Below are 18858 nucleotides of genomic sequence, written 5' to 3' on the forward strand. Positions count from 1 at the left end.
GGACGCCTTTTTTGTGGATCTCAAAACAACTGGCTTTGAGTCCTGGATTTTCTACCCTGATACAGCCGGGCGAAAATGGTCGGGGTAAGGGGATTCGAACTCCTGACATCCTGCTCCCAAAGCAGGCGCGCTACCGGACTGCGCTATACCCCGATGATGCTAAAAAGCACCTAATTAAAGGCGCTTTTTGTGGATGATGCAACTGGCATCACTCCCTAAGATTCGACCGGATACAAACCAGTCAAAAATGGTGGGTCGTGTAGGATTCGAACCTACGACCAATTGGTTAAAAGCCAACTGCTCTACCAACTGAGCTAACGACCCAAATATGGTCGGGGTAAGGGGATTCGAACTCCTGACATCCTGCTCCCAAAGCAGGCGCGCTACCGGACTGCGCTATACCCCGACTGAAACATCGAACCTTGTGAAATCTGGCTCCACGACCTGGACTCGAACCAGGGACCCAGTGATTAACAGTCACTTGCTCTACCAACTGAGCTATCGCGGAACTATCGATTTCAGATTCAACGTACAACCGTACATCTTTACAACCCTGAAACTGACCTGCTGTTAACCAGTCCGTTCCAGACTCATCGACCTTTGCGCTTCGTTTGTATCGTTGCGTTCACGTCTCTGAGGCGCGCTATTCTACAAGATCAAAACACCCTGTCAACCCTCTAAATTGCTTTGAAGACAATGATTTGCGATTTTTTTTCAGATTGGCTTTCGTGATCGATATTCCGCTTCGCTCGCGCCACGAAAAAGGGCTCCCATCAGGGAGCCCTTCCGGTCTGGCCGCAGAACGGATCAGGTGAACGCGATCTCGTCGCCTGCCACAGAGCCTGTGATGCTCGTGCCGGGAACGAAGCTGCCGGACAGGATCAGCTGCGCCAGCGGGTTTTCGATCCAGCGCTGGATCGCACGCTTCAACGGCCGTGCGCCATACACCGGGTCGTAACCGACAGCAATCAGCTTGTCCAGGGCCTCCGGGCTCAAGGTCAGCGTAAGGTCCCGCTCGGCGAGACGGCTACGCAGACGGCCGAGCTGAATCTCGGTGATGCCGGCGATCTGATCGCGAGCCAGCGGCTCGAAAATCACCACCTCGTCGATCCGGTTGATGAACTCGGGCCGGAAATGACTGCCGACCGCATCCATCACTGCCGCACGCTGCGCCTCGCGATCGCCTACCAGTTCCTGGATCTGCGCGGAGCCCAGGTTGGAGGTCATCACGATCACGGTATTGCGGAAATCCACCGTGCGTCCGTGACTGTCGGTCAGACGTCCGTCTTCCAGTACCTGCAGCAGGATATTGAAGACATCGGTATGCGCCTTCTCGACCTCATCCAGCAGGATGACCGAGTAAGGCTTGCGACGCACGGCTTCGGTCAGATAGCCGCCTTCTTCATAACCCACATAGCCGGGCGGTGCCCCGATCAGACGAGCCACGGAATGTTTCTCCATGAACTCGGACATGTCGATGCGCACCATTGCCTCTTCGGTGTCGAACAGGAACTCGGCCAGCGCCTTGCATAGTTCGGTCTTGCCGACGCCGGTCGGGCCGAGGAACATGAATGAGCCGCTTGGACGGTTGGGGTCCGACAGCCCGGCCCTGGAACGACGCACCGCGTTGGCAACCGCCACCACAGCTTCGTCCTGGCCGATCACGCGCTGATGCAGCAGGCTTTCCATCTTCAGGAGCTTCTCGCGCTCGCCTTCCAGCATCTTGGAGACCGGAATCCCGGTCCACTTCGAGACGACCTCGGCGATCTCCTCTTCCGTCACCTTGTTGCGCAGCAACTGATTCTCGGGCTTGCCGTGCTGGTCGACCATCTGCAGGCTGCGTTCCAGGTCCGGGATGATTCCGTATTGCAACTCGGCCATGCGATTCAGATCGCCACGCCGGCGCGCGGCTTCCAGCTCCTGACGAGACTGCTCGATCTTCTGCTGGATCTGCGCCGAGCCGGTCACCTCAGCCTTCTCGGACGTCCAGACTTCTTCGAGGTCGGCGTATTCCAGCTCCAGGCGTTCGATTTCGCCCTGGAGTTTCTCCAGACGCTTGATCGCCGCTTCGTCTTTCTCTTTCTTCAGAGCCTGGGACTCGACCTTGAGCTGAATCAGGCGCCGCTCCAGACGATCCAGCACTTCAGGCTTGGAATCGATTTCCATGCGAATCCGGCTGGCCGCTTCGTCGATCAGGTCGATGGCCTTGTCCGGAAGCTGGCGATCGGTGATGTAGCGATGGCTCAGTTTGGCCGCAGCGATGATCGCGCCGTCGGTAATCGCTACCTTGTGGTGGACTTCGTAGCGTTCCTTGAGGCCACGCAGGATTGCGATGGTGTCCTCTTCGCTCGGCTCGTCCACCAGCACTTTCTGGAAGCGCCGCTCCAGCGCCGCATCCTTCTCTATATATTGCCGGTACTCGTTGAGGGTGGTCGCACCCACGCAATGCAGCTCGCCACGCGCAAGCGCCGGCTTGAGCATGTTGCCCGCGTCCATCGAGCCTTCGCCCTTCCCGGCGCCGACCATGGTGTGCAGTTCGTCGATGAACAGGATGATCTGACCTTCCTGCTTGCCCAGTTCGTTGAGCAGCGACTTGAGGCGCTCTTCGAACTCACCGCGGTACTTGGCGCCCGCGATCAGCGCGCCCATGTCCAGCGACAGCAGGCGCTTGCCGCGCAGGCCGTCCGGCACTTCGCCATTGATGATGCGCTGCGCCAGACCTTCGGCGATGGCGGTCTTGCCGACGCCAGGCTCACCGATCAACACCGGGTTGTTCTTGGTCCGGCGTTGCAGGACCTGAATGGTGCGGCGGATTTCGTCGTCGCGACCGATCACCGGATCGAGCTTGCCTTCTTCGGCACGCTTGGTCAGGTCGACGGTGTATTTGTCCAGAGCCTGACGCGACTCCTCGGCATTGGGGTCGTTGACCGCATCGCCGCCGCGCAGGTTGTTGATGGCGTTTTCCAGGGCTTTCTTGCTGACGCCCTGACCAAGCAACAACTTTCCGAGTTTGCTGTTTTCGTCCATCGCCGCGAGCAGCACCAGCTCGCTGGAGATGAACTGATCACCCTTCTGCTGCGCCAGGCGGTCAGCCTGATTGAGCAGGCGCGCCAAATCCTGCGACATGTTGACGTCGCCGGTCGGGTTCTGGATTTTGGGCAGTTGGTCGAGTTCTTTGCTGAGTTCTTTGCGCAGGCTGTTGATATCGAAGCCCACCTGCATCAGCAGTGGCTTGATGGAGCCGCCTTGCTGCTCAAGCAACGCCTGCATCAAGTGCGCAGGCTCGATAGCCGGATGGTCAAGACCCACGGCCAGGGATTGTGAATCGGATAACGCCAATTGCAACTTGCTGGTCAATCTGTCGATACGCATTAGTCACCTTCCTTTCAATGCAGGCCGGAGCAATGAACACACCTGTAACGAAAACCTGCGGGATTGCCAGTTAGATGCGGTCGATTCTGCGGCTTTCAAGCTCGGTTCGATTGATGCAGGTCAGGCTTTCTCCCAAGGCAAGACTAGCTTGGCCGGGGAGAATGACAGGAGATCAGGCGTGATCGATCCAGATCAGCGAGGCGAAGCGACCGGTGCGGGCGCTGCGGCGGTAGGAAAAGAAACGCGGATCGGTATAAGTGTCGAAGCCACCGCCGTACACCGCTGTAATCCCGTGGGCAGCCAGACGCAGGCGCGCCAGCATATAGATGTTGGCCATGAAACGACCGGCGTTGACACTGGGCAGGAAGGCCTGCGCGGTTTCGGGATGGCTGTCGGTGAAGGCGTCACGAACCTCGGCGCCGACTTCAAAGGATTGCTGGCCGATGGCAGGCCCCAGCCACACCAGAATGTTGCTCGATGCGGTATCCAGGCTGTCGGCGGCAGCTTCCAGAACCCCCGCCGCCAGCCCGCGCCAGCCGGCATGGGCAGCCGCGACCCGGGTTCCGTCCCGGTTGCAGAACAGCGCGGGCAGACAATCCGCCGTCATGATGGTGCACGCCACGCCGGGCGTGGAGGTCCAGCTGGCGTCGGCTTCCATCACGGTGGCGGGATCGGCATGGGCGACCGCCACCCCGTGGACCTGACGCAGCCACGCGGGCTGAACCTGCAATCGCGAGGTCAGCAGCAGGCGATTGCTTGCGACGGCCTCAGGCCGGTCATCGACGTGATCGCCCAGATTGAAAGTGTCGAACGGCGCAAGGCTGAGTCCCCCGGAGCGCGTGGTCACGCACGCCTTGATAAGCGCGGGCGCGGGCCAGTCCGGAATCAGCCAGTCAGTCACCCGACGAATGCCTCGCGGTCCTGCTTGAGCAGCGACAGCAGCCAGACGAAGTCGTCGGGAAGCGGCGATTCCCAGCTCATGCGCTGGCCGGTCACCGGGTGATCCAGCTCCAGGAAGCGCGCATGCAGCGCCTGACGCGGGAAAGTCTTGAGCGATTCGACCATGCCCGGACTTGCGGCAGGCGGGATGCGGAAACGACCGCCGTAGGCCGGATCGCCTACCAGCGGGAAATTGATGTGCGCCATGTGCACCCGGATCTGGTGAGTACGGCCGGTCTCCAGCTTGACACGCACATGGGTGTGCGACCGGAACCGCTCCAGCACGCGGTAATGGCTCACCGCCGGCTTGCCACCTTCCATCACGGCCATGCGTTGACGCTGCTGACCATGACGACCGATCGGCGCATCGATCTTGCCGCCGGCGGTGACCACGCCGATCACGATGCATTCGTAGATGCGGCTGACCGTACGGCTCTGCAATTGGCTGACCAGCTGCGTCTGGGCCTGGATCGTCTTGGCGACCACCATCAGACCGGTGGTGTCCTTGTCCAGACGATGCACGATGCCCGCGCGCGGCACATTGATGATGTCCGGCACGTGATGCAGCAGCGCATTGAGCAGCGTGCCGTCCGCATGACCGGCGGCCGGGTGCACCACCAGACCGGCAGGCTTGTTGATCACCAGGATCTGGTCGTCTTCATAGACGATATCCAGTTCGATGTCCTGAGCGACCCATTCACCCTGCGCTTCCTGCTCGGCGACGAGTTCCAGGACAGAGCCGCCGTGCACGGTGTCGCGGGGACGCAGCACGGCGCCGTCCACGGTCAGGCGGCCGTCCTTGATCCAGGCGGAAAGGCGCGAGCGCGAGTGCTCGGAGAATAATTGTGCGGCGACTTGATCGAGGCGCTGACCACCCAATTCGGACGGCACCTCGGCGCGGAGTTCTATATTTTCGGACATGACCAGACTAGGTGGCGGCTAGCCTTTGGTTTCGGCTGCACGCTTGTGGTTAAATACGGCGTCTTTTGTCCCGCAGGTTTCGCGGGGCGCTCATCATAACAGGACGGCCACGCCCAAGACAGCGGGCCGTTATAGGGACGCAAGCCGCCATGCAAGTGAAACACCTGCTGCTGATCGCCATCCTCGCAACGACTGCGGCCTGTTCGTCGAAGGAAGTCATCGACGAAAACCTCAGCGAAGTGGAGCTGTACCAGCAGGCGCAGGCCGACCTGGGCAACAACAGCTACAACAGCGCCACCGAGAAGCTCAAGGCGCTGGAATCGCGCTATCCGTTCGGCCGCTATGCCGATCAGGCCCAGCTCGAGCTGATCTACTCGAACTACAAGAATGGTGAGCCCGAAGCCGCGAAATCCGCCGCCGAGCGTTTCATCCGCCTGCATCCGCAGCATCCCAACGTCGACTACGCCTACTATATGAAGGGCCTGACGTCCTTCGACCAGGACGTCGGCCTGCTGGCGCGCTTCCTGCCGCTGGACCAGACCAAGCGTGACCCGGGCGCCGCTCGTGACTCGTTCAACGAGTTCGCGCAACTGACCAGCCGCTTCCCCAACAGCCGCTACGCGCCGGACGCCAAGCAGCGCATGATCTACCTGCGCAACCTGCTGGCCTCCTACGAAATCCACGTAGCCGACTATTACCTGACGCGTCAGGCCTATGTTGCTGCCGCCAACCGTGGCCGCTACGTCGTCGAGAACTTCCAGGAAACTCCGTCGGTTGCCGATGGCTTGGCGGTGATGGTCGAGGCTTACCAGCGTCTGCATCTGGACGAGCTGGCCGCGACCAGCCTTGAAGTGCTGAAGACCAACTACCCGAACCACCCGCAGCTGGCGGATGGTGAGTTCACGCCGCGCGAAGCCGAGGCGGACAACCGTTCCTGGCTGTCCAAGGCGACGCTGGGCCTGATCGACAACAAGGCGCCATTGCCGCCAGGCGAAACCCGCGCCAACCAGGACGTGCAGCGTCAGTATCAGGAAGCCAAGAGCGCTATCCCGAAAGAGCTGCTGCCTGAAAACCAGGCGGAACTGGATGAGCAGGCCGCCGAAGAAGCCGAAGCCAAAGGTGATAAAAGCCGCTCGTGGTTCAGCTACATGACGTTCGGTCTGTTCGACTGATACCGGAAGTCAGCACAGAGAAGAGGCCCGCGGGCCTCTTTTTTTGTGCCTGTCACCAGGCTTGCCGCGGACAGCACACCTCCCTCTGTCGGCGCGGCCCGGCCTTGGCTACACTGCTCAGACTTTCCTCACAAAGCTGGTACTCATGTTACGCATCATTATGTGGGCCGCGCTGATCGCAGCGGTCATCTGGTTCGTCAAGCGTCTGCTCAACCCTCCCGCGCCCCGAACCCCGCGTGACGACGCGGCGGCGCCGATGGTGCGTTGCGCCCATTGTGGCGTTCATCTTCCTCGCGACCGTGCATTGAGCCAGGAACAGCTATGGTATTGCAGCGAGTCGCACCGGCTGGAAGGCCCTGCGACCCGTGACCGCTGAGACGCTTTCACTCGACAGTCCTCAGGCGCAGCGCATACTGCGCCTGTATCACCTCTATCGACTGAGCATCGGCGTTCTGCTGGTCCTGTTGATATCCAGCAGCCTGGACACCGAGCTGCTGCAAATGGCCGATACCGATCTGTTTCGCGCCGGCTGCTGGCTCTACCTTGTTTTCAATATTCTTGTCGTGGTGCTGCTGGAACTCCCCGGCCGCAAGGCTCAGCTGTTCGGTCTGTCCCTGACTGACGCGCTGCTGCTGTCCGGCCTGTTCTACGCCGCGGGCGGGCCTTCCAGCGGTATCGGCAATCTGCTCATCGCTTCGGTCGCCATCAGCAATGTGTTGCTGCATGGCCGCTTCGGGCTCCTGATAGCCGCGACTTCAGCCATCGGCATCATCTACCTGACGTTCTACATCAGCTTCAGCACACCGTCGGTTTCCAACGACTACGTGCAAGCCGGCTCGCTCGGCGCGCTGTGTTTCGCCGCCGCTCTGCTGGTGCAGGCGCTCACTGCCCGGATGCACAAAAGCGAGATACTGGCGGCACAGCGAGCCGCAGACGTCGGCAATCTCGAAGCGCTGAACGCATTGATCCTGCAGCGCATGCACACGGGCATTCTGGTGCTGGACACCCGACGCCAGGTTCTGCTGGCCAATCAGAGCGCGCTGTCGCTGCTGGGCCACGAACGGCTGGCCGGCGAAATCATCGACGAATATTCGCCACAACTGGTCGACCGTCTCAGGCAATGGCTGATCAATCCGATCAGGCGGCCGCGCAGCATCACCACCTCGCCGCTCGGTCCGGTCCTGCAACCCAGCTTCGCGGCCCTGCATCGTGGGGATCAGCGCCAGACCCTGGTGTTTCTGGAAGACCTGTCGCAGATCACCCAGCAGGCCCAGCAATTGAAGCTGGCTGCCCTGGGGCGCCTGACTGCCGGCATCGCCCATGAAATCCGCAATCCGCTCGGCGCGATCAGTCATGCCGCGCAGCTGCTCGGCGAATCAGAGGAACTGAGCGCTGCCGACCGACGTCTTGGGCAAATCGTTCATGACCAGTCACGGCGCATCAACGTGGTGATCGAGAACGTCCTGCAGCTTTCGAGACGCCGGGAATCCCAACCCGAGCTACTGGATCTTCGTGGCTGGCTGGAACGCTTCGTGACCGATATTCGCAGCAGCGCCCCGCCCCACCAGTTGACTCATACTGAGATCGGTCAAGGCTCGTTGACCACGCGTATCGACCCCGAGCAACTGACCCAGATCGTCACTAACTTGCTGCAGAACGGTTTGCGCTACAGCGGCAGGCTTCACGCAGTCGCCCAGGTCTGGCTCAAGCTGTTCCACGACCCGCACAGCGACCTGCCTGTCCTGGAAGTCATCGACGATGGTCCAGGTGTTTCATCGCAGCATCTGGGCAAGATCTTCGAGCCCTTCTTCACCACCGAAACCAAAGGGACCGGGCTGGGGCTGTATCTGTCCCGCGAACTCTGCGAGAGCAATCAGGCGCATCTGGTCTACAGCCCGCGCCTGGGTGGCGGCAGCTGCATGCGTATTACCTTCGCCCATCCGTTGAAGACGAGCCAGACATGACCCCACGGCAAAAGATCCTGATAGTCGATGATGAGCCGGACATCCGCGAACTCCTGGAGATCACCCTGGGGCGCATGAAGCTCGACACACGCAGCGCACGCAACGTCAGTGAAGCGCATGACTGGTTGACCCGGGACACCTTCGATATGTGCCTGACCGACATGCGCCTGCCCGACGGCAATGGCCTGGATCTGGTTCAGCACATACAGCAGCATCATTCGCAACTGCCGGTGGCGATGATCACCGCCCATGGCAGCGTCGATACGGCAATCCAGGCACTGAAAGCCGGTGCGTTCGACTTCCTGACCAAGCCTGTGGACCTCAATCGCCTGCGCGATCTGGTCAACAGCGCCCTGCGCTTGCATCCGGCGGTACAGACCGAGCGCAGCATCGACAGCCGCCTGCTGGGCGATTCGCCACCGATGCGCACTTTGCGCAAGCAGATCGGCAAGCTGGCACGCAGCCAGGCACCCATCTACATCAGCGGCGAATCGGGCAGCGGCAAGGAACTGGTCGCTCGCCTGATTCACGAGCAAGGCCCGCGCAACGACAAGCCTTTCGTGCCGGTCAATTGCGGGGCCATTCCATCGGAGTTGATGGAGAGCGAATTCTTCGGCCATCGCAAGGGCAGTTTTACCGGGGCGCACGAAGACAAACCAGGACTGTTCCGGGCCGCGCACGACGGGACGCTGTTTCTCGATGAGGTGGCCGACCTGCCCACGGCGATGCAGGTAAAACTGCTGCGGGCCATCCAGGAAAAGTCCATTCGCAGTGTCGGCAATCAGCAGGAGCAACGGGTGGACGTGCGGATTCTCTGCGCTACCCACAAGGATCTGGCCGCGGAAGTGGCTGCCGGGCGTTTCCGGCAAGACCTTTATTACCGCCTCAACGTCATCGAACTGCGCGTTCCGCCGCTGCGTGAACGGCGAGCGGATATCGCCCCACTGGCGATCAGCATCCTGCAACGCCTGGCTGGCGTTTCTGGACAATCGATGGCGAAACTGCACCCATCTGCCCTCGCGACGCTAGCCGGCTACCACTTCCCCGGCAACGTGCGAGAGCTGGAAAACATGCTGGAGCGGGCCTGGACGCTCTGCGACAACGACGAAATCCAGGCATCGGATCTGCGCCTGGCGGAAAGCCCGGCGCCCCAGGAAATCGCCGGTGCACGCCTGGCCGATATCGACAACCTTGAAGATTATCTCGAAAGCATCGAACGCAAGCTGATCCTGCAGGCCCTCGAAGAAACCCGCTGGAACCGCACTGCCGCAGCCCAGCGATTGAGCCTGTCATTCAGATCAATGCGCTACCGGCTGAAAAAACTTGGCCTGGATTAACTCACAAGCTCGTAGGAGCCAGCTTGCTGGCGATCCGCTGCCGCTTACGCCAGATCGCGGATGAATCCGCTCCTACAGTTCGGCACCTCGGCTGGCCGACGCACGCCGGTAGGAGCGGATTCATCCGCGAAGGGCCACGCTTCCTGGAGGAGGATTCCTCCTACAGCCGCCCTGCCGGAGCGTATGGGGCGGGATCAATGACTGGACTGCGTTCCAGCAGCAGGTCCGTCAGCAACTGGCAGGAAGCCGGTGCCAGCACCAGCCCGTTGCGGTAGTGCCCGCAGTTGAGCCACAGCCCGTCGAACCCCGGCAAAGGGCCGATGTAGGGAATCCCTTCAGGCGACCCCGGCCGCAGACCGGCCCATTGTGCCACTGGCTCGGCCTGAGCCAGCGCAGGCAACAACTCCACAGCCGAGGCCTTGAGGCTTTGCAGCGCAGTGGCCGTTGGCGTCTTGTCGAACCCTTCATGCTCCAGGGTACTGCCGATCAGAATATGCCCGTCGCGACGCGGAATCGCATACCGCCCCTTCGCCAGCACCATGCTCGACAGAAAATCCGAAGCGCACTTGTAGAGAATCATCTGCCCTTTCACCGGCTCGACCGGCAGCATCACGCCCAGCGTCTTGAGTAGCTCGCCGCTCCAGGCGCCAGCAGTAAGCACAACTCGATCGCCGAGCACATCTCCGTTCGCTGTGGCGACGCCGACAATGCGCTCGCCTTCACGCACAAAACCCTGCACTTCGCAGTGTTCACGAATATCCACATGCGGCATGGACAACAGCGCGGCTTTCAGCGATTTGACCAGCCGCGGATTGCGCACATTGGCGACGTCGGCCATGTACACCGCGCGCGAGTAGCCTTCGCCAAGCGCGGGTACGGCTTCACGAACGGCGCGCACATCGACGCTGCTCAGCGGACGCTTTTTCCGGGTCGCCCATGCCAGCGCTTGCGCTTCATCGTCCAGATCGAGCCAGTACAGGCCTGTCTTGTGTACTTCCGGGTCTAGGTCGGTCAGCGTGAACAGACGCTCAGCCAGTTGCGGGTAGAAATCCTGAGACCAGTGCGCCAAGGCAGTGACCGCAGAACTATATCGCCATGGATAGAGCGGCGAGACGATACCGCCCCCCGCCCAGGAGGATTCCTGGCCTACGGCCGTACGGTCGAGCAACGTAACGCGGATCGCCTCGGTTGCCAGGTTGAACGCGGTCAGCAGTCCAATGACACCACCACCGACGATCACAACGTGTTGCTTGGACATCTTGCTCTCTGGACAAAGTGAAAAGGCTTAGCGGCCCCAGCATTCCTTGGAAGTCGCTGTATTGCTGGTATTACTACGCGCGCCTGTGTTTGTGATGACGAAGCTGCCGCACTTGTCGCCGTTCATGACCGAGGTTGCAACAGGGGTGGCCGTCAGGGTGAAGGCGGTATCGGTCAGGTTCGTTGGAACAATTCCATAAAAGGAGTTGCCCAGGCTCAGCCCGGTTATTCCCGTGTATTTGCCGTTCCTGCTGTACCAACGCTCCAGCGCCTGAGTCTGCTCGGACAGCAGCGCGGCGATTTCCGCCCGGTGACTGCGTTTCACGTACTCGGTGTAATTCGGATACGCAATGGCGGCCAGAATACCGACAATCGCCACCACGATCATGAGTTCGATCAAGGTAAAACCTTTGGCTGTCGCTCGCATAATCACTTCCCTACTGGATTTGTCGCCACATGATGCGTTGGTAGACACTGGTAGTGCTACCCGCTTCATCCAAGTCTGCGATGTCGGAGCTGCTGACGATGACGTATTTCTTGTCATTGTTGTTTTCCGACTTGCCAGAGCCGAAAAGAATGGACGCCAGCGACGGAATGCCACCGCTGAAGGCTCGGCTAGCCACAGGCTTGTCGCTTGAGTTGATTGCACCGTCGCCGTTGGTATCCAGCACCGGATAGGTCAGCAAGCTTCCAGTATTGGCTTCCAGCTCGAACAGACGGCCCACCCCGGTGCTCTCGCAAGGGTCGGTCGAGTTGACTGCGGCGGTGGTGAAAATGATGCGACCTCTGCTGGTTTGCGCAGGATAAATGATCCGTTCACCGATATATGGATCATCGGTCGAAAGCGGCAAGTACCACCCTCGTTTGTTGGTGTAATCCACGGGATTGGCGCTGGAAGTGTAATAAGTCGCGTCGCTCCCGATATAAGGGTCAAGAATCGACTGTGCCTGGAGATTGGCGACACCCAGATTGCCAGCCCCGCCATCCGAGTCCCAGACGGCATAGAAGCCCTGTTGAGCCGTGACTTGCTTGTCCGTCGTTTCACTGAATTTGCCGGTGCCAAAGAATACGAGCTTGCCGTTGGTGGGGTGATCCAGAACCAGCGGCTGCACCGTGATCGGCTGTCTGACGCCGTTCAACGCCATAGGCGTCGTGAACAAGGGGTTTTCACCATAGGCCAGCTTCCAGCTCGAGGCAGCGGCACCGCTCATATCGAACTTCCACATGCGCCCCTTCAGATCACCGGCATAGGCGGCCTGCACCACGTTCTGCGCATTGACCCGCAGCTTCACGGAAGACAATCCATTATCCGTTTCGCCCAAGGCGGGAGTCTGAATCTCGGTGATGAGCGCACCAGTGTTGGCGTTGAGTACGAAGAGCGACGCTCGGCCAGTAAAACTGCCGTAGCCATTACCCACGACGACAATCCCGGTGCCATCGGCCATGCGGGCGGCATCCGGCTTGGCATACGTGTAACCGAGGTTATTGAAAGGGTTGTTGGGCGTCGAGGTGTCCGGTGCCCTGACTTCCCACATCGCGCTGACCGTGTTGCTGGTGCCTTCGAACAACTTGATGCCAAAGAACGCTTTGCCGCCCGCGCCCAGACCGCTGACGGCCATGGTTCGCCAGGCCGAGCCGGCGGAAGTCTGAGTGTCGAAAACGCTGATCTGGCCGTCAGCCGTGAACTTGTGGACTCCGGAGCCGTAGTTGGTCGCGGCGATCGTCGCCTGCGAGTTCAGCGCGGTAGACGGCATGTAGGCGTAACGCCGTTTGCCATCATCGGCACCGATCACGTTGAAGAATCCATCGTTGGCGTTTGCCAGCAAGGTGTAAGTCATTTTGCTGGCCTTGGTCGCCAGAAAGTCGGTATAGGAAGTACCGGTGCTGAAATCGGTCGAGGTTTTATCCGTGGGCAGTGCTGCCGCCAGGTTGGTATTGACCAGATCGCCGAGCAGGCGGGTACGCGTGCGCAGTCGGCTGTTGGCAGTGCCTTTGCTCCAGGCAAGCAGCTGAGCGCCAGTCACACCGGTCGGCAACGTGGCGTTGAAGGTGGTCTGCTGTGCGGCGGAAAGCGCGGTATAGTCGAGCGCGATTTTGGCATTCGTGGCGGTATTCCAGGTTTCGAAGGTCGGTGCCGTCGAACTGGAGGTGATCGTGTTATCCGTGTTCCAGACGGTCGAACCTACGGAACCGGTCGTGTCATCGAGACTATAGGCGCGAATCGTACCGTGCCAATCGGTCGGGTCATACAGAGTTTGGTAAAAACGCGTGCCGGTCTGAAGAGTCGCCGAGTTGGCCGTGCCTGCGCCGCCGGAACCTGCCTTGGCGTAGATGTCGCTCAACGCCAGATTCAGGGCAGAGGTCAGACCGGCGCTGTCATTCGCTTGAAAATACTTGCCACGTCCATGCGATTCGTCGGCGGCATCGATCAACATCTGGTTATCCAGAGTGAAACCGATGGTATAGGTGATGAGGTTCTGTCTGGGGAACCCGGCGGTGTCCCAGCTTTTCTTGGTCAGATCCTGCGAAGGCGTGGAGGAGTCTTTGCGCAAGTCGATGTCGTAGGCGAACTTGGCGATGTCGTCCAGGTACAGCGTATCGCCCTCGTTGGCTTCGTTGACGTTTGGACCGTCGTTGTTCACCCGGTCCCAGTTCGGCAGGTAGCGGTTGGGATCGTCCGGGTCGTTGCTGGGAAATGTCTTGTCGTAGGTCGGTAGGCCGTCGGTCAGTACCACGCCATAGTTTTTCTGGCAGCGATACTGAATGGGGCTGGTAAAGGTAGAGGGTGAGCCGCTGTAGGCCGGATACGGCGCGAGCCCACGAAAGTACCGCGTAACCTGATAATAGGTTTCGGCCAGTGGTGTGTTCGCCTCTGCCGCCAGAGCCGAAATGGCGTTGCGCAGGTTGTTGTAGTTGGTATTCGCAGTGGTCTGGGTAACCGCACTTTGATAAGCGTTGGCAGCAACCGCGTTCAGATCCAGAACGTCTCGCCGGATATTGCCGCCCGGTCCGCGGTCGGTATTGCTCACAGGGTTGTAGGTCGCCAGACCAATGCGCAGCGACCGGTTGTTTTCGACGAGGTTGAGTGCGACTGATATCGCGGATGTCAGACGGCTTTCCGTAGGAATGTTCGCCACGCTGTTGCCAGCAAGTACCTGCGAAACCAGATAGGAAAGATAAGCGCCTGGATAACGCGTGCTGCGGCCGCCCGCCGGATCAGCCAGTGGCAGGCAAATGACCGACGACGAGTTTCTCCAGAAACCGTAGCCGCTGTTGCAGCCGTCACGGCTCAGGCTGCTCAGGGTCACAAAATCGCCCGGACTCGTGGAAATCGCACTTCCCCGGGAGTAGGACACGCAAATGATCACCAGACAGTTGGACTGTGAACGGTAGATCGTCGGGCGCGACACTGACGCATCGAATCCGGCATCGAAAATGATCGTGTCCATACTGCCGGAGTTATCCACTTGCAGCATGACGTTGGGCGTCACCGCCGTCGCGCTGAGCAACGGAACCTGAGATGGCGTGAAGGCATAGACCGGTGCCGCCACATACAGCGCCAGCACGGCGCCGCAGAAATACTTCAACCCACGGCGCAGCGCATCAGCAATTGGCATAAATGCTCTCCAGCACGGTCGTCGATGTGCCCTCGGTGGCAACTCCCGTTACGCGGTACAGCGTGACCGTTCCGCTGCAGTTGGGCCTGATGATTGGCGTGGCGGTCGTACCCAGGTTCTGGATACCGTAGTAGCCTCCACCCCCTGCTCTCCAGATCACACCGGAAGTGCCATCGGTTCGTTCGGAATTGACGGTTGGAGCTTCTGCAGGAGGAACGCAACGGGCGGTCCCCACGCACTTGTCCATCTTGAAATCTTTTTCCTTGATCCTGGACTCTCCCATCCGCAAAGCGGCTTCCGCCATCTGAAAGCTCTTGTTGCGCAGAGTCACACTGCCGGCCATTTTCTCCTGCATGGTTGCGTTTTGCATGGAGGAAATCCCCAGCATCGTCAGCAAGAGCAGGAATACCAGGCTAACGAGCAGCACCATGCCCCGCTGCTGTCGGGCAAACCTGGGGGGTAAAGCTCTTCGTGCTGTGGTCATGTTCAGGCTCGCATCAGAAACGGTTACGCAGGTAGGCGACTACGTTGAATTGCTGCTCCCGGACGCGCGCGGTCGGATCGGACATTACAAGCTCGATCCGCACACTAAGCACGTCCGGTCCGTTCGCGTTAGTGATCGGAGCGTTTAACGCGGTATAGGTCATCGGCTGGCCCTTCAGGCCGAACGAGACCTCAAGGCTGCGGACATTCTGAAGTAGCGTCTGGGATTGTCCTGGAACACCGGCCGGAAACTGCTGCATCTGCAAGTCTGTGCCGTTGAGCCTGTATACCAGTTGGCGCAACGGAAATGCGGTCTGCCCGGCGAGAGGCGCCTTGCTCCCTGAGTACAGCTGGGAAGTGGTCTGGCAGTCCGAGATGACAGTCCAGGTAGGCGACGTGCCCGCTGTTCCTACATCAGCGGTTACCAGTGTCAGGGTCTGGTTGGCGACATCCCAGAGAATCGGATTGTTAAGGGCCGCCGGCTTGTTGATGGCACCCGACGCGACGGCGGTATCGAACTGCAAGCAGCCATACATTCCCGCCAGACGCAGCTCCTGAAGCAGCTTGCTCAGGACGAACCGGGCATCTTCCTGCATGCGCGCCGAGGCGTTCTGCGCCACGAAAGTCCCTCTGGACGCGATGAATATCTGGATGATGCCCAGACTGACCACTAACCCGAGCACCAGCGCCACCATGATTTCGACGAGGCCAAACCCTCTGGAGAAATTCTTCATGGGGTCACACCGATACGTGAAGTGATCTCGATTTTTTGCGGATTCGAAGCTGTAGGCGCTCCTCCGGATGCAACAGTACTCGCGGCTGCGGCGCGAGTGTCGTCCCAGCCGACTGTGACCGTGACGAAGCGATTCGTCTCGACATTGATGCTGCCGGTCCCGCCTGGCAGGCGTTCGACATTGGCCCGAAAATCGGCAAGATCCTGATCCTTGGCGTTGGTCTGCGTTCCTGTCGGCGCGGAAGAGATACTGCGCAGCAAATAGGTCGTGAGTACGTCGGCCGATCCATTGGCAGTGGCATTGCCGTCCACGTTGGCGCGGATGCGGTCCATCATGTCGTAGGCAATGAAGCTCGCCTGACTGCTCAGGGTCGCGCTGTCTGTGTACTTCAAGGCGTTGAGCTGGATCGCCGCCGCGCCGAGCAAGCCAATGGCGAGGATCAGAACGGACACCAGCACTTCGATCAGCGTCATGCCATGCTGGCGACGTCGGGTCAATTTCATCATGAACAGCTACTACCTACCATGATTCTACCGGTCAGACACACATTGATGACCTTGGTCGTCGATCCGCGTGTGTAGGTCATCGCCACCGCGGAGGCTGGAGAGGTCATCCCGCCGAGATTATTGAATTCCACGGCCGCCACATTAGCCGCAACCAGCGTCGCTCCGCTGCTCAAAGGCGTAACTTTGCGCAACACCGTCTGCGCACTCGAGGCCAGCGTCACCTGTAACTCCGTGGTCCAGTCGGTCCCGGTGGTGGGCGCGATACGAACGCTCACTCCCCTGTTTATCGCCTCCAGCCGCGCATAGTTGAGCGCTCGCTGCAGGTCGCTGACCTCGGTTTCGGCCCTGTTGTTCTGCAATGTGCTGTTGAAATTCGGAATCGCGACCGCAGCCAGAATGGCCACTATCGACACAGTGACTAACAATTCGACGAGGCTGAATCCCTTGGCGTTGAGGCGCATTGAGTGTCTCCTAGACGTTACGACTATAAGGCAGCAACGCCTTGGGAAAATCCATAGCGGGACGTACGGTTGTTTTGCGATGACGAACGCCCTGCTGCATTTCCACAGCGTTTTCCAGGGAGGGAAGCGAATGAAGCATGCGGGATTCACGCTGGTCGAGCTACTGATCGTTCTGGCGCTGGTGGCAATTCTGACCACCTTTGCCGCGCCATCGCTCAGGGAAGTCCTCGACGCTCAACACCGCAAGGTGACCGCCGAGGCGCTTGCCAGCGGTATTCGCACAGCGCGTGTCGCCGCCGTTACACGCAATCAGACAGTCACCATCCATGGGATCGACAAAAGCTGGGACAACGGCTGGCGCATTGTGATCGACCCAAAAAGCAACGGCCCGGACGATGACGACCTTGTGCTCGTCGAACAGGCGAGCTCGGCCCGAACGCGAGTCGTCGGCAACAGCAAGGTTGCCGAGCACTTGAGTTTCGATGGACTGGGCGGCCTGCGGCGAGCCGCTAATGGCACACTGCACGTCTGCGTCAAAGGCGCGGCGGAGAGCCATTACCGGGTGATCGTCAACATCACCGGACGCGTGCGAATCGTCGAAGGACGGCGAGCCCACGCACCCTGCGCGTGAGCTGCCGCTTACAACACCGACTTGACCCGCAGTTCCTTGGGCATGGAGAAGGTGATGTTCTCTTCACGACCGGCCAGTTCTTCGGCACCGGTCGCGCCCCAGGCATGCAACTGCTGGATCACGCCGCGCACCAGCACTTCGGGCGCCGATGCACCGGCGGTGATGCCGATGCGCTGCACCCCGTCGAACCAGCCGCGCTGCATGTCTTCGGCGCCATCGATGAGATAGGCTGGGGTTGCCATGCGCTCGGCCAGTTCGCGCAGGCGATTGGAGTTGGAGCTGTTCGGGCTGCCCACGACCAGCACCACGTCGCATTCATCGGCCAATTGCTTGACCGCATCCTGACGATTCTGGGTGGCGTAGCAGATATCGTCCTTGCGCGGACCGCCGATGGCCGGGAAACGCTTGCGCAGCGCATCAATCACCCGGCTGGTGTCATCCATGGACAACGTGGTCTGAGTCACGAACGCCAGGCTTTCAGGGTTGCGAACCTGCAGGTTGGCGACGTCCTCTTCATCTTCCACCAGATAGATCGCGCCGCCATTGCTGGTGTCGTACTGACCCATGGTGCCTTCGACTTCCGGATGCCCTTCGTGCCCGATGAGGATGCATTCGCGGCCGTCGCGGCTGTAGCGCGCGACTTCGATATGCACTTTGGTGACCAGCGGGCAGGTCGCATCGAACACCTTCAGGCCACGGCCGGCGGCCTCGGCGCGAACGGCCTGGGAAACGCCGTGGGCACTGAAGATCACGATGACGTCGTCCGGCACCTGATCCAGCTCTTCGACGAAGATCGCGCCACGCGAGCGCAGGTCTTCGACGACGAATTTGTTGTGCACGACCTCATGCCGCACATAGATCGGCGGACCAAACACTTCCAGCGCACGATTGACGATTTCGATCGCGCGGTCCACACCGGCGCAGAAGCCGCGGGGGTTGGCGAGTTTGATTTGCATGCAGTGCCTCATATGTACGTGCGAAGCGACCCGGCCGAGCCGGGTCGTGGTGCGTTCAGGAGGCCAGAATGGCCTTCACTTCGTGAATCTGCACTTCGAAGTCAAGGGCCTTGCCGGCCAGGGGGTGGTTGAAGTCGATGGTGACCTGCTCGTCATCGAACGTCTTCACCACGCCAGGCAGCTCGGTATTGGCCGCGTCGTTGAAGATCACCAGCAATCCCGGCGACAGCTCCATGTCCTGGAACTGCGAGCGTGGCATGATTTGCACGTTCTGCGGGTTGGGCTGACCAAAGGCGTTTTCCGGCGCAATGTGCACGGTACGGTGGTCGCCGGCCTTGAAGCCGAAGATCGCCGCCTCGAAACCGGGCAGCAGGTTGCCGTCTCCCACCTTGAACGTGGCCGGAGCCTTGTCGAAAGTGCTGTCCACGGTGTCGCCGTTTTCCAGGCGCAGCGCGAAATGCAGGGTGACTTCCGTGTTCTGGCCGATGCGCAGCACGTTCGCCACGCC

17 protein-coding genes and 4 tRNA genes are annotated in these 18858 nt (G+C 60.2%); 5 read left to right on the forward strand and 16 right to left on the reverse strand.

The annotated features are described in order from the left end of the window. Positions 1-76 precede the first annotated feature (76 nt). From TRP66_RS10470 to rluD, 7 genes are all read right to left on the reverse strand, one after another. A tRNA-Pro gene (locus tag TRP66_RS10470) sits at positions 77-153 on the reverse strand. A 95-nt stretch (positions 154-248) separates the two neighbouring features. Beyond that, a tRNA-Lys gene (locus TRP66_RS10475) sits at positions 249-324 on the reverse strand. Between the two features lie 5 nt (positions 325-329). Beyond that, a tRNA-Pro gene (locus TRP66_RS10480) sits at positions 330-406 on the reverse strand. A gap of 26 nt (positions 407-432) precedes the next feature. Further along, a tRNA-Asn gene (locus tag TRP66_RS10485) sits at positions 433-508 on the reverse strand. 299 nt (positions 509-807) lie between these two features. Further along, complete coding sequence (gene clpB / locus TRP66_RS10490) at positions 808-3372, reverse strand: ATP-dependent chaperone ClpB (protein ID WP_333401585.1); 2565 nt, start codon at positions 3370-3372, stop codon at positions 808-810. A 172-nt stretch (positions 3373-3544) separates the two neighbouring features. Beyond that, on the reverse strand, positions 3545-4273 hold the full coding sequence (gene pgeF / locus TRP66_RS10495; protein WP_333401586.1) for a peptidoglycan editing factor PgeF: 729 nt from the start codon (positions 4271-4273) through the stop codon (positions 3545-3547). Beyond that, complete coding sequence (gene rluD / locus TRP66_RS10500; protein ID WP_333401587.1) at positions 4270-5232, reverse strand: 23S rRNA pseudouridine(1911/1915/1917) synthase RluD; 963 nt, start codon at positions 5230-5232, stop codon at positions 4270-4272. Before rluD ends, pgeF begins: the two co-directional genes overlap by 4 nt. A gap of 149 nt (positions 5233-5381) precedes the next feature. Between rluD and TRP66_RS10505 the strand changes: the two genes are divergently transcribed. The 4 genes from TRP66_RS10505 to TRP66_RS10520 all read left to right on the forward strand — a co-directional run bounded on the left by TRP66_RS10505 (position 5382) and on the right by TRP66_RS10520 (position 9705). Beyond that, on the forward strand, positions 5382-6404 hold the full coding sequence (locus TRP66_RS10505) for an outer membrane protein assembly factor BamD (protein WP_333401588.1): 1023 nt from the start codon (positions 5382-5384) through the stop codon (positions 6402-6404). Positions 6405-6549: 145 nt separating this feature from the next. Beyond that, positions 6550-6780 (forward strand): PP0621 family protein, encoded by a 231-nt coding sequence (locus tag TRP66_RS10510; protein WP_333401589.1) that lies wholly within the window; start codon positions 6550-6552, stop codon positions 6778-6780. Next, the gene (locus TRP66_RS10515; protein ID WP_333401590.1) at positions 6770-8368 is read left to right on the forward strand and encodes a two-component system sensor histidine kinase NtrB; all 1599 of its coding nucleotides are present in this window, start codon (positions 6770-6772) and stop codon (positions 8366-8368) included. Before TRP66_RS10510 ends, TRP66_RS10515 begins: the two co-directional genes overlap by 11 nt. After that, positions 8365-9705, forward strand: a complete 1341-nt coding sequence (locus TRP66_RS10520) for a sigma-54-dependent transcriptional regulator (protein WP_333401591.1) — start codon at positions 8365-8367, stop codon at positions 9703-9705. The genes TRP66_RS10515 and TRP66_RS10520 overlap by 4 nt, the downstream gene beginning before the upstream one ends. Positions 9706-9865: 160 nt before the next feature. On the opposite strand, the gene thiO is transcribed toward TRP66_RS10520, so the two are convergent. Genes thiO through TRP66_RS10555 form a run of 7 tightly spaced genes read right to left on the reverse strand, consistent with a single transcriptional unit; the run spans position 9866 to position 16763 of the window. Beyond that, positions 9866-10963 carry a glycine oxidase ThiO gene (thiO, locus tag TRP66_RS10525; protein WP_333401592.1) on the reverse strand — a complete coding sequence of 366 codons (1098 nt, stop codon included), beginning with the start codon at positions 10961-10963 and terminating at the stop codon, positions 9866-9868. Positions 10964-10990: 27 nt separating this feature from the next. Beyond that, positions 10991-11389, reverse strand: coding sequence for a type IV pilin protein (locus tag TRP66_RS10530; RefSeq protein WP_333401593.1), 399 nt, complete (start codon positions 11387-11389; stop codon positions 10991-10993). Positions 11390-11399: 10 nt separating this feature from the next. After that, on the reverse strand, positions 11400-14579 hold the full coding sequence (locus tag TRP66_RS10535; protein ID WP_333401594.1) for a pilus assembly protein: 3180 nt from the start codon (positions 14577-14579) through the stop codon (positions 11400-11402). Further along, the gene (locus TRP66_RS10540; protein ID WP_442965191.1) at positions 14566-15069 is read right to left on the reverse strand and encodes a pilus assembly PilX family protein; all 504 of its coding nucleotides are present in this window, start codon (positions 15067-15069) and stop codon (positions 14566-14568) included. Before TRP66_RS10540 ends, TRP66_RS10535 begins: the two co-directional genes overlap by 14 nt. Before the next feature lie 7 nt (positions 15070-15076). Continuing rightward, a complete protein-coding gene (locus tag TRP66_RS10545; RefSeq protein ID WP_333401596.1) occupies positions 15077-15796 on the reverse strand; it encodes a PilW family protein in 720 nt (239 codons plus the stop codon). Then, positions 15793-16302 (reverse strand): type IV pilus modification protein PilV, encoded by a 510-nt coding sequence (gene pilV, locus TRP66_RS10550; RefSeq protein WP_333401597.1) that lies wholly within the window; start codon positions 16300-16302, stop codon positions 15793-15795. The genes TRP66_RS10545 and pilV overlap by 4 nt, the downstream gene beginning before the upstream one ends. Then, positions 16299-16763: a GspH/FimT family pseudopilin gene (locus TRP66_RS10555; RefSeq protein WP_333401598.1), complete on the reverse strand. Its 465-nt coding sequence runs from the start codon at positions 16761-16763 to the stop codon at positions 16299-16301. Before TRP66_RS10555 ends, pilV begins: the two co-directional genes overlap by 4 nt. Before the next feature lie 130 nt (positions 16764-16893). Here TRP66_RS10555 and TRP66_RS10560 point away from each other — a divergent pair, with 130 nt between their 5' ends. Next, positions 16894-17394, forward strand: coding sequence for a GspH/FimT family pseudopilin (locus TRP66_RS10560; protein ID WP_333401599.1), 501 nt, complete (start codon positions 16894-16896; stop codon positions 17392-17394). Positions 17395-17402: 8 nt separating this feature from the next. Here the strand turns inward: TRP66_RS10560 and ispH are convergent, their stop codons facing one another. Next, positions 17403-18350 (reverse strand): 4-hydroxy-3-methylbut-2-enyl diphosphate reductase, encoded by a 948-nt coding sequence (gene ispH, locus TRP66_RS10565; protein ID WP_333401600.1) that lies wholly within the window; start codon positions 18348-18350, stop codon positions 17403-17405. 55 nt (positions 18351-18405) lie between these two features. After that, positions 18406-18855: an FKBP-type peptidyl-prolyl cis-trans isomerase gene (locus TRP66_RS10570; protein WP_333401758.1), complete on the reverse strand. Its 450-nt coding sequence runs from the start codon at positions 18853-18855 to the stop codon at positions 18406-18408. Between the last annotated feature and the right edge of the window lie 3 nt (positions 18856-18858).

The sequence above is a fragment of the Pseudomonas sp. JDS28PS106 genome (genome assembly GCF_036706555.1).
Taxonomy (GTDB): Bacteria; Pseudomonadota; Gammaproteobacteria; order Pseudomonadales; family Pseudomonadaceae; genus Aquipseudomonas.

Excerpts from the sequence above, each read along its gene's own strand:
- pilV (WP_333401597.1), bottom strand. The coding sequence starts at position 16,302 with ATGATGAAATTGACCCGACGTCGCCAGCATGGCATGACGCTGATCGAA.
- thiO (WP_333401592.1), bottom strand. The coding sequence starts at position 10,963 with ATGTCCAAGCAACACGTTGTGATCGTCGGTGGTGGTGTCATTGGACTG.
- TRP66_RS10555 (WP_333401598.1), bottom strand. The coding sequence starts at position 16,763 with ATGCGCCTCAACGCCAAGGGATTCAGCCTCGTCGAATTGTTAGTCACT.
- TRP66_RS10535 (WP_333401594.1), bottom strand. The coding sequence starts at position 14,579 with ATGCCAATTGCTGATGCGCTGCGCCGTGGGTTGAAGTATTTCTGCGGC.
- TRP66_RS10510 (WP_333401589.1), top strand. The coding sequence starts at position 6,550 with ATGTTACGCATCATTATGTGGGCCGCGCTGATCGCAGCGGTCATCTGG.
- clpB (WP_333401585.1), bottom strand. The coding sequence starts at position 3,372 with ATGCGTATCGACAGATTGACCAGCAAGTTGCAATTGGCGTTATCCGAT.
- TRP66_RS10520 (WP_333401591.1), top strand. The coding sequence starts at position 8,365 with ATGACCCCACGGCAAAAGATCCTGATAGTCGATGATGAGCCGGACATC.
- TRP66_RS10560 (WP_333401599.1), top strand. The coding sequence starts at position 16,894 with ATGAAGCATGCGGGATTCACGCTGGTCGAGCTACTGATCGTTCTGGCG.
- TRP66_RS10545 (WP_333401596.1), bottom strand. The coding sequence starts at position 15,796 with ATGAAGAATTTCTCCAGAGGGTTTGGCCTCGTCGAAATCATGGTGGCG.
- TRP66_RS10505 (WP_333401588.1), top strand. The coding sequence starts at position 5,382 with ATGCAAGTGAAACACCTGCTGCTGATCGCCATCCTCGCAACGACTGCG.
- rluD (WP_333401587.1), bottom strand. The coding sequence starts at position 5,232 with ATGTCCGAAAATATAGAACTCCGCGCCGAGGTGCCGTCCGAATTGGGT.
- TRP66_RS10530 (WP_333401593.1), bottom strand. The coding sequence starts at position 11,389 with ATGCGAGCGACAGCCAAAGGTTTTACCTTGATCGAACTCATGATCGTG.
- ispH (WP_333401600.1), bottom strand. The coding sequence starts at position 18,350 with ATGCAAATCAAACTCGCCAACCCCCGCGGCTTCTGCGCCGGTGTGGAC.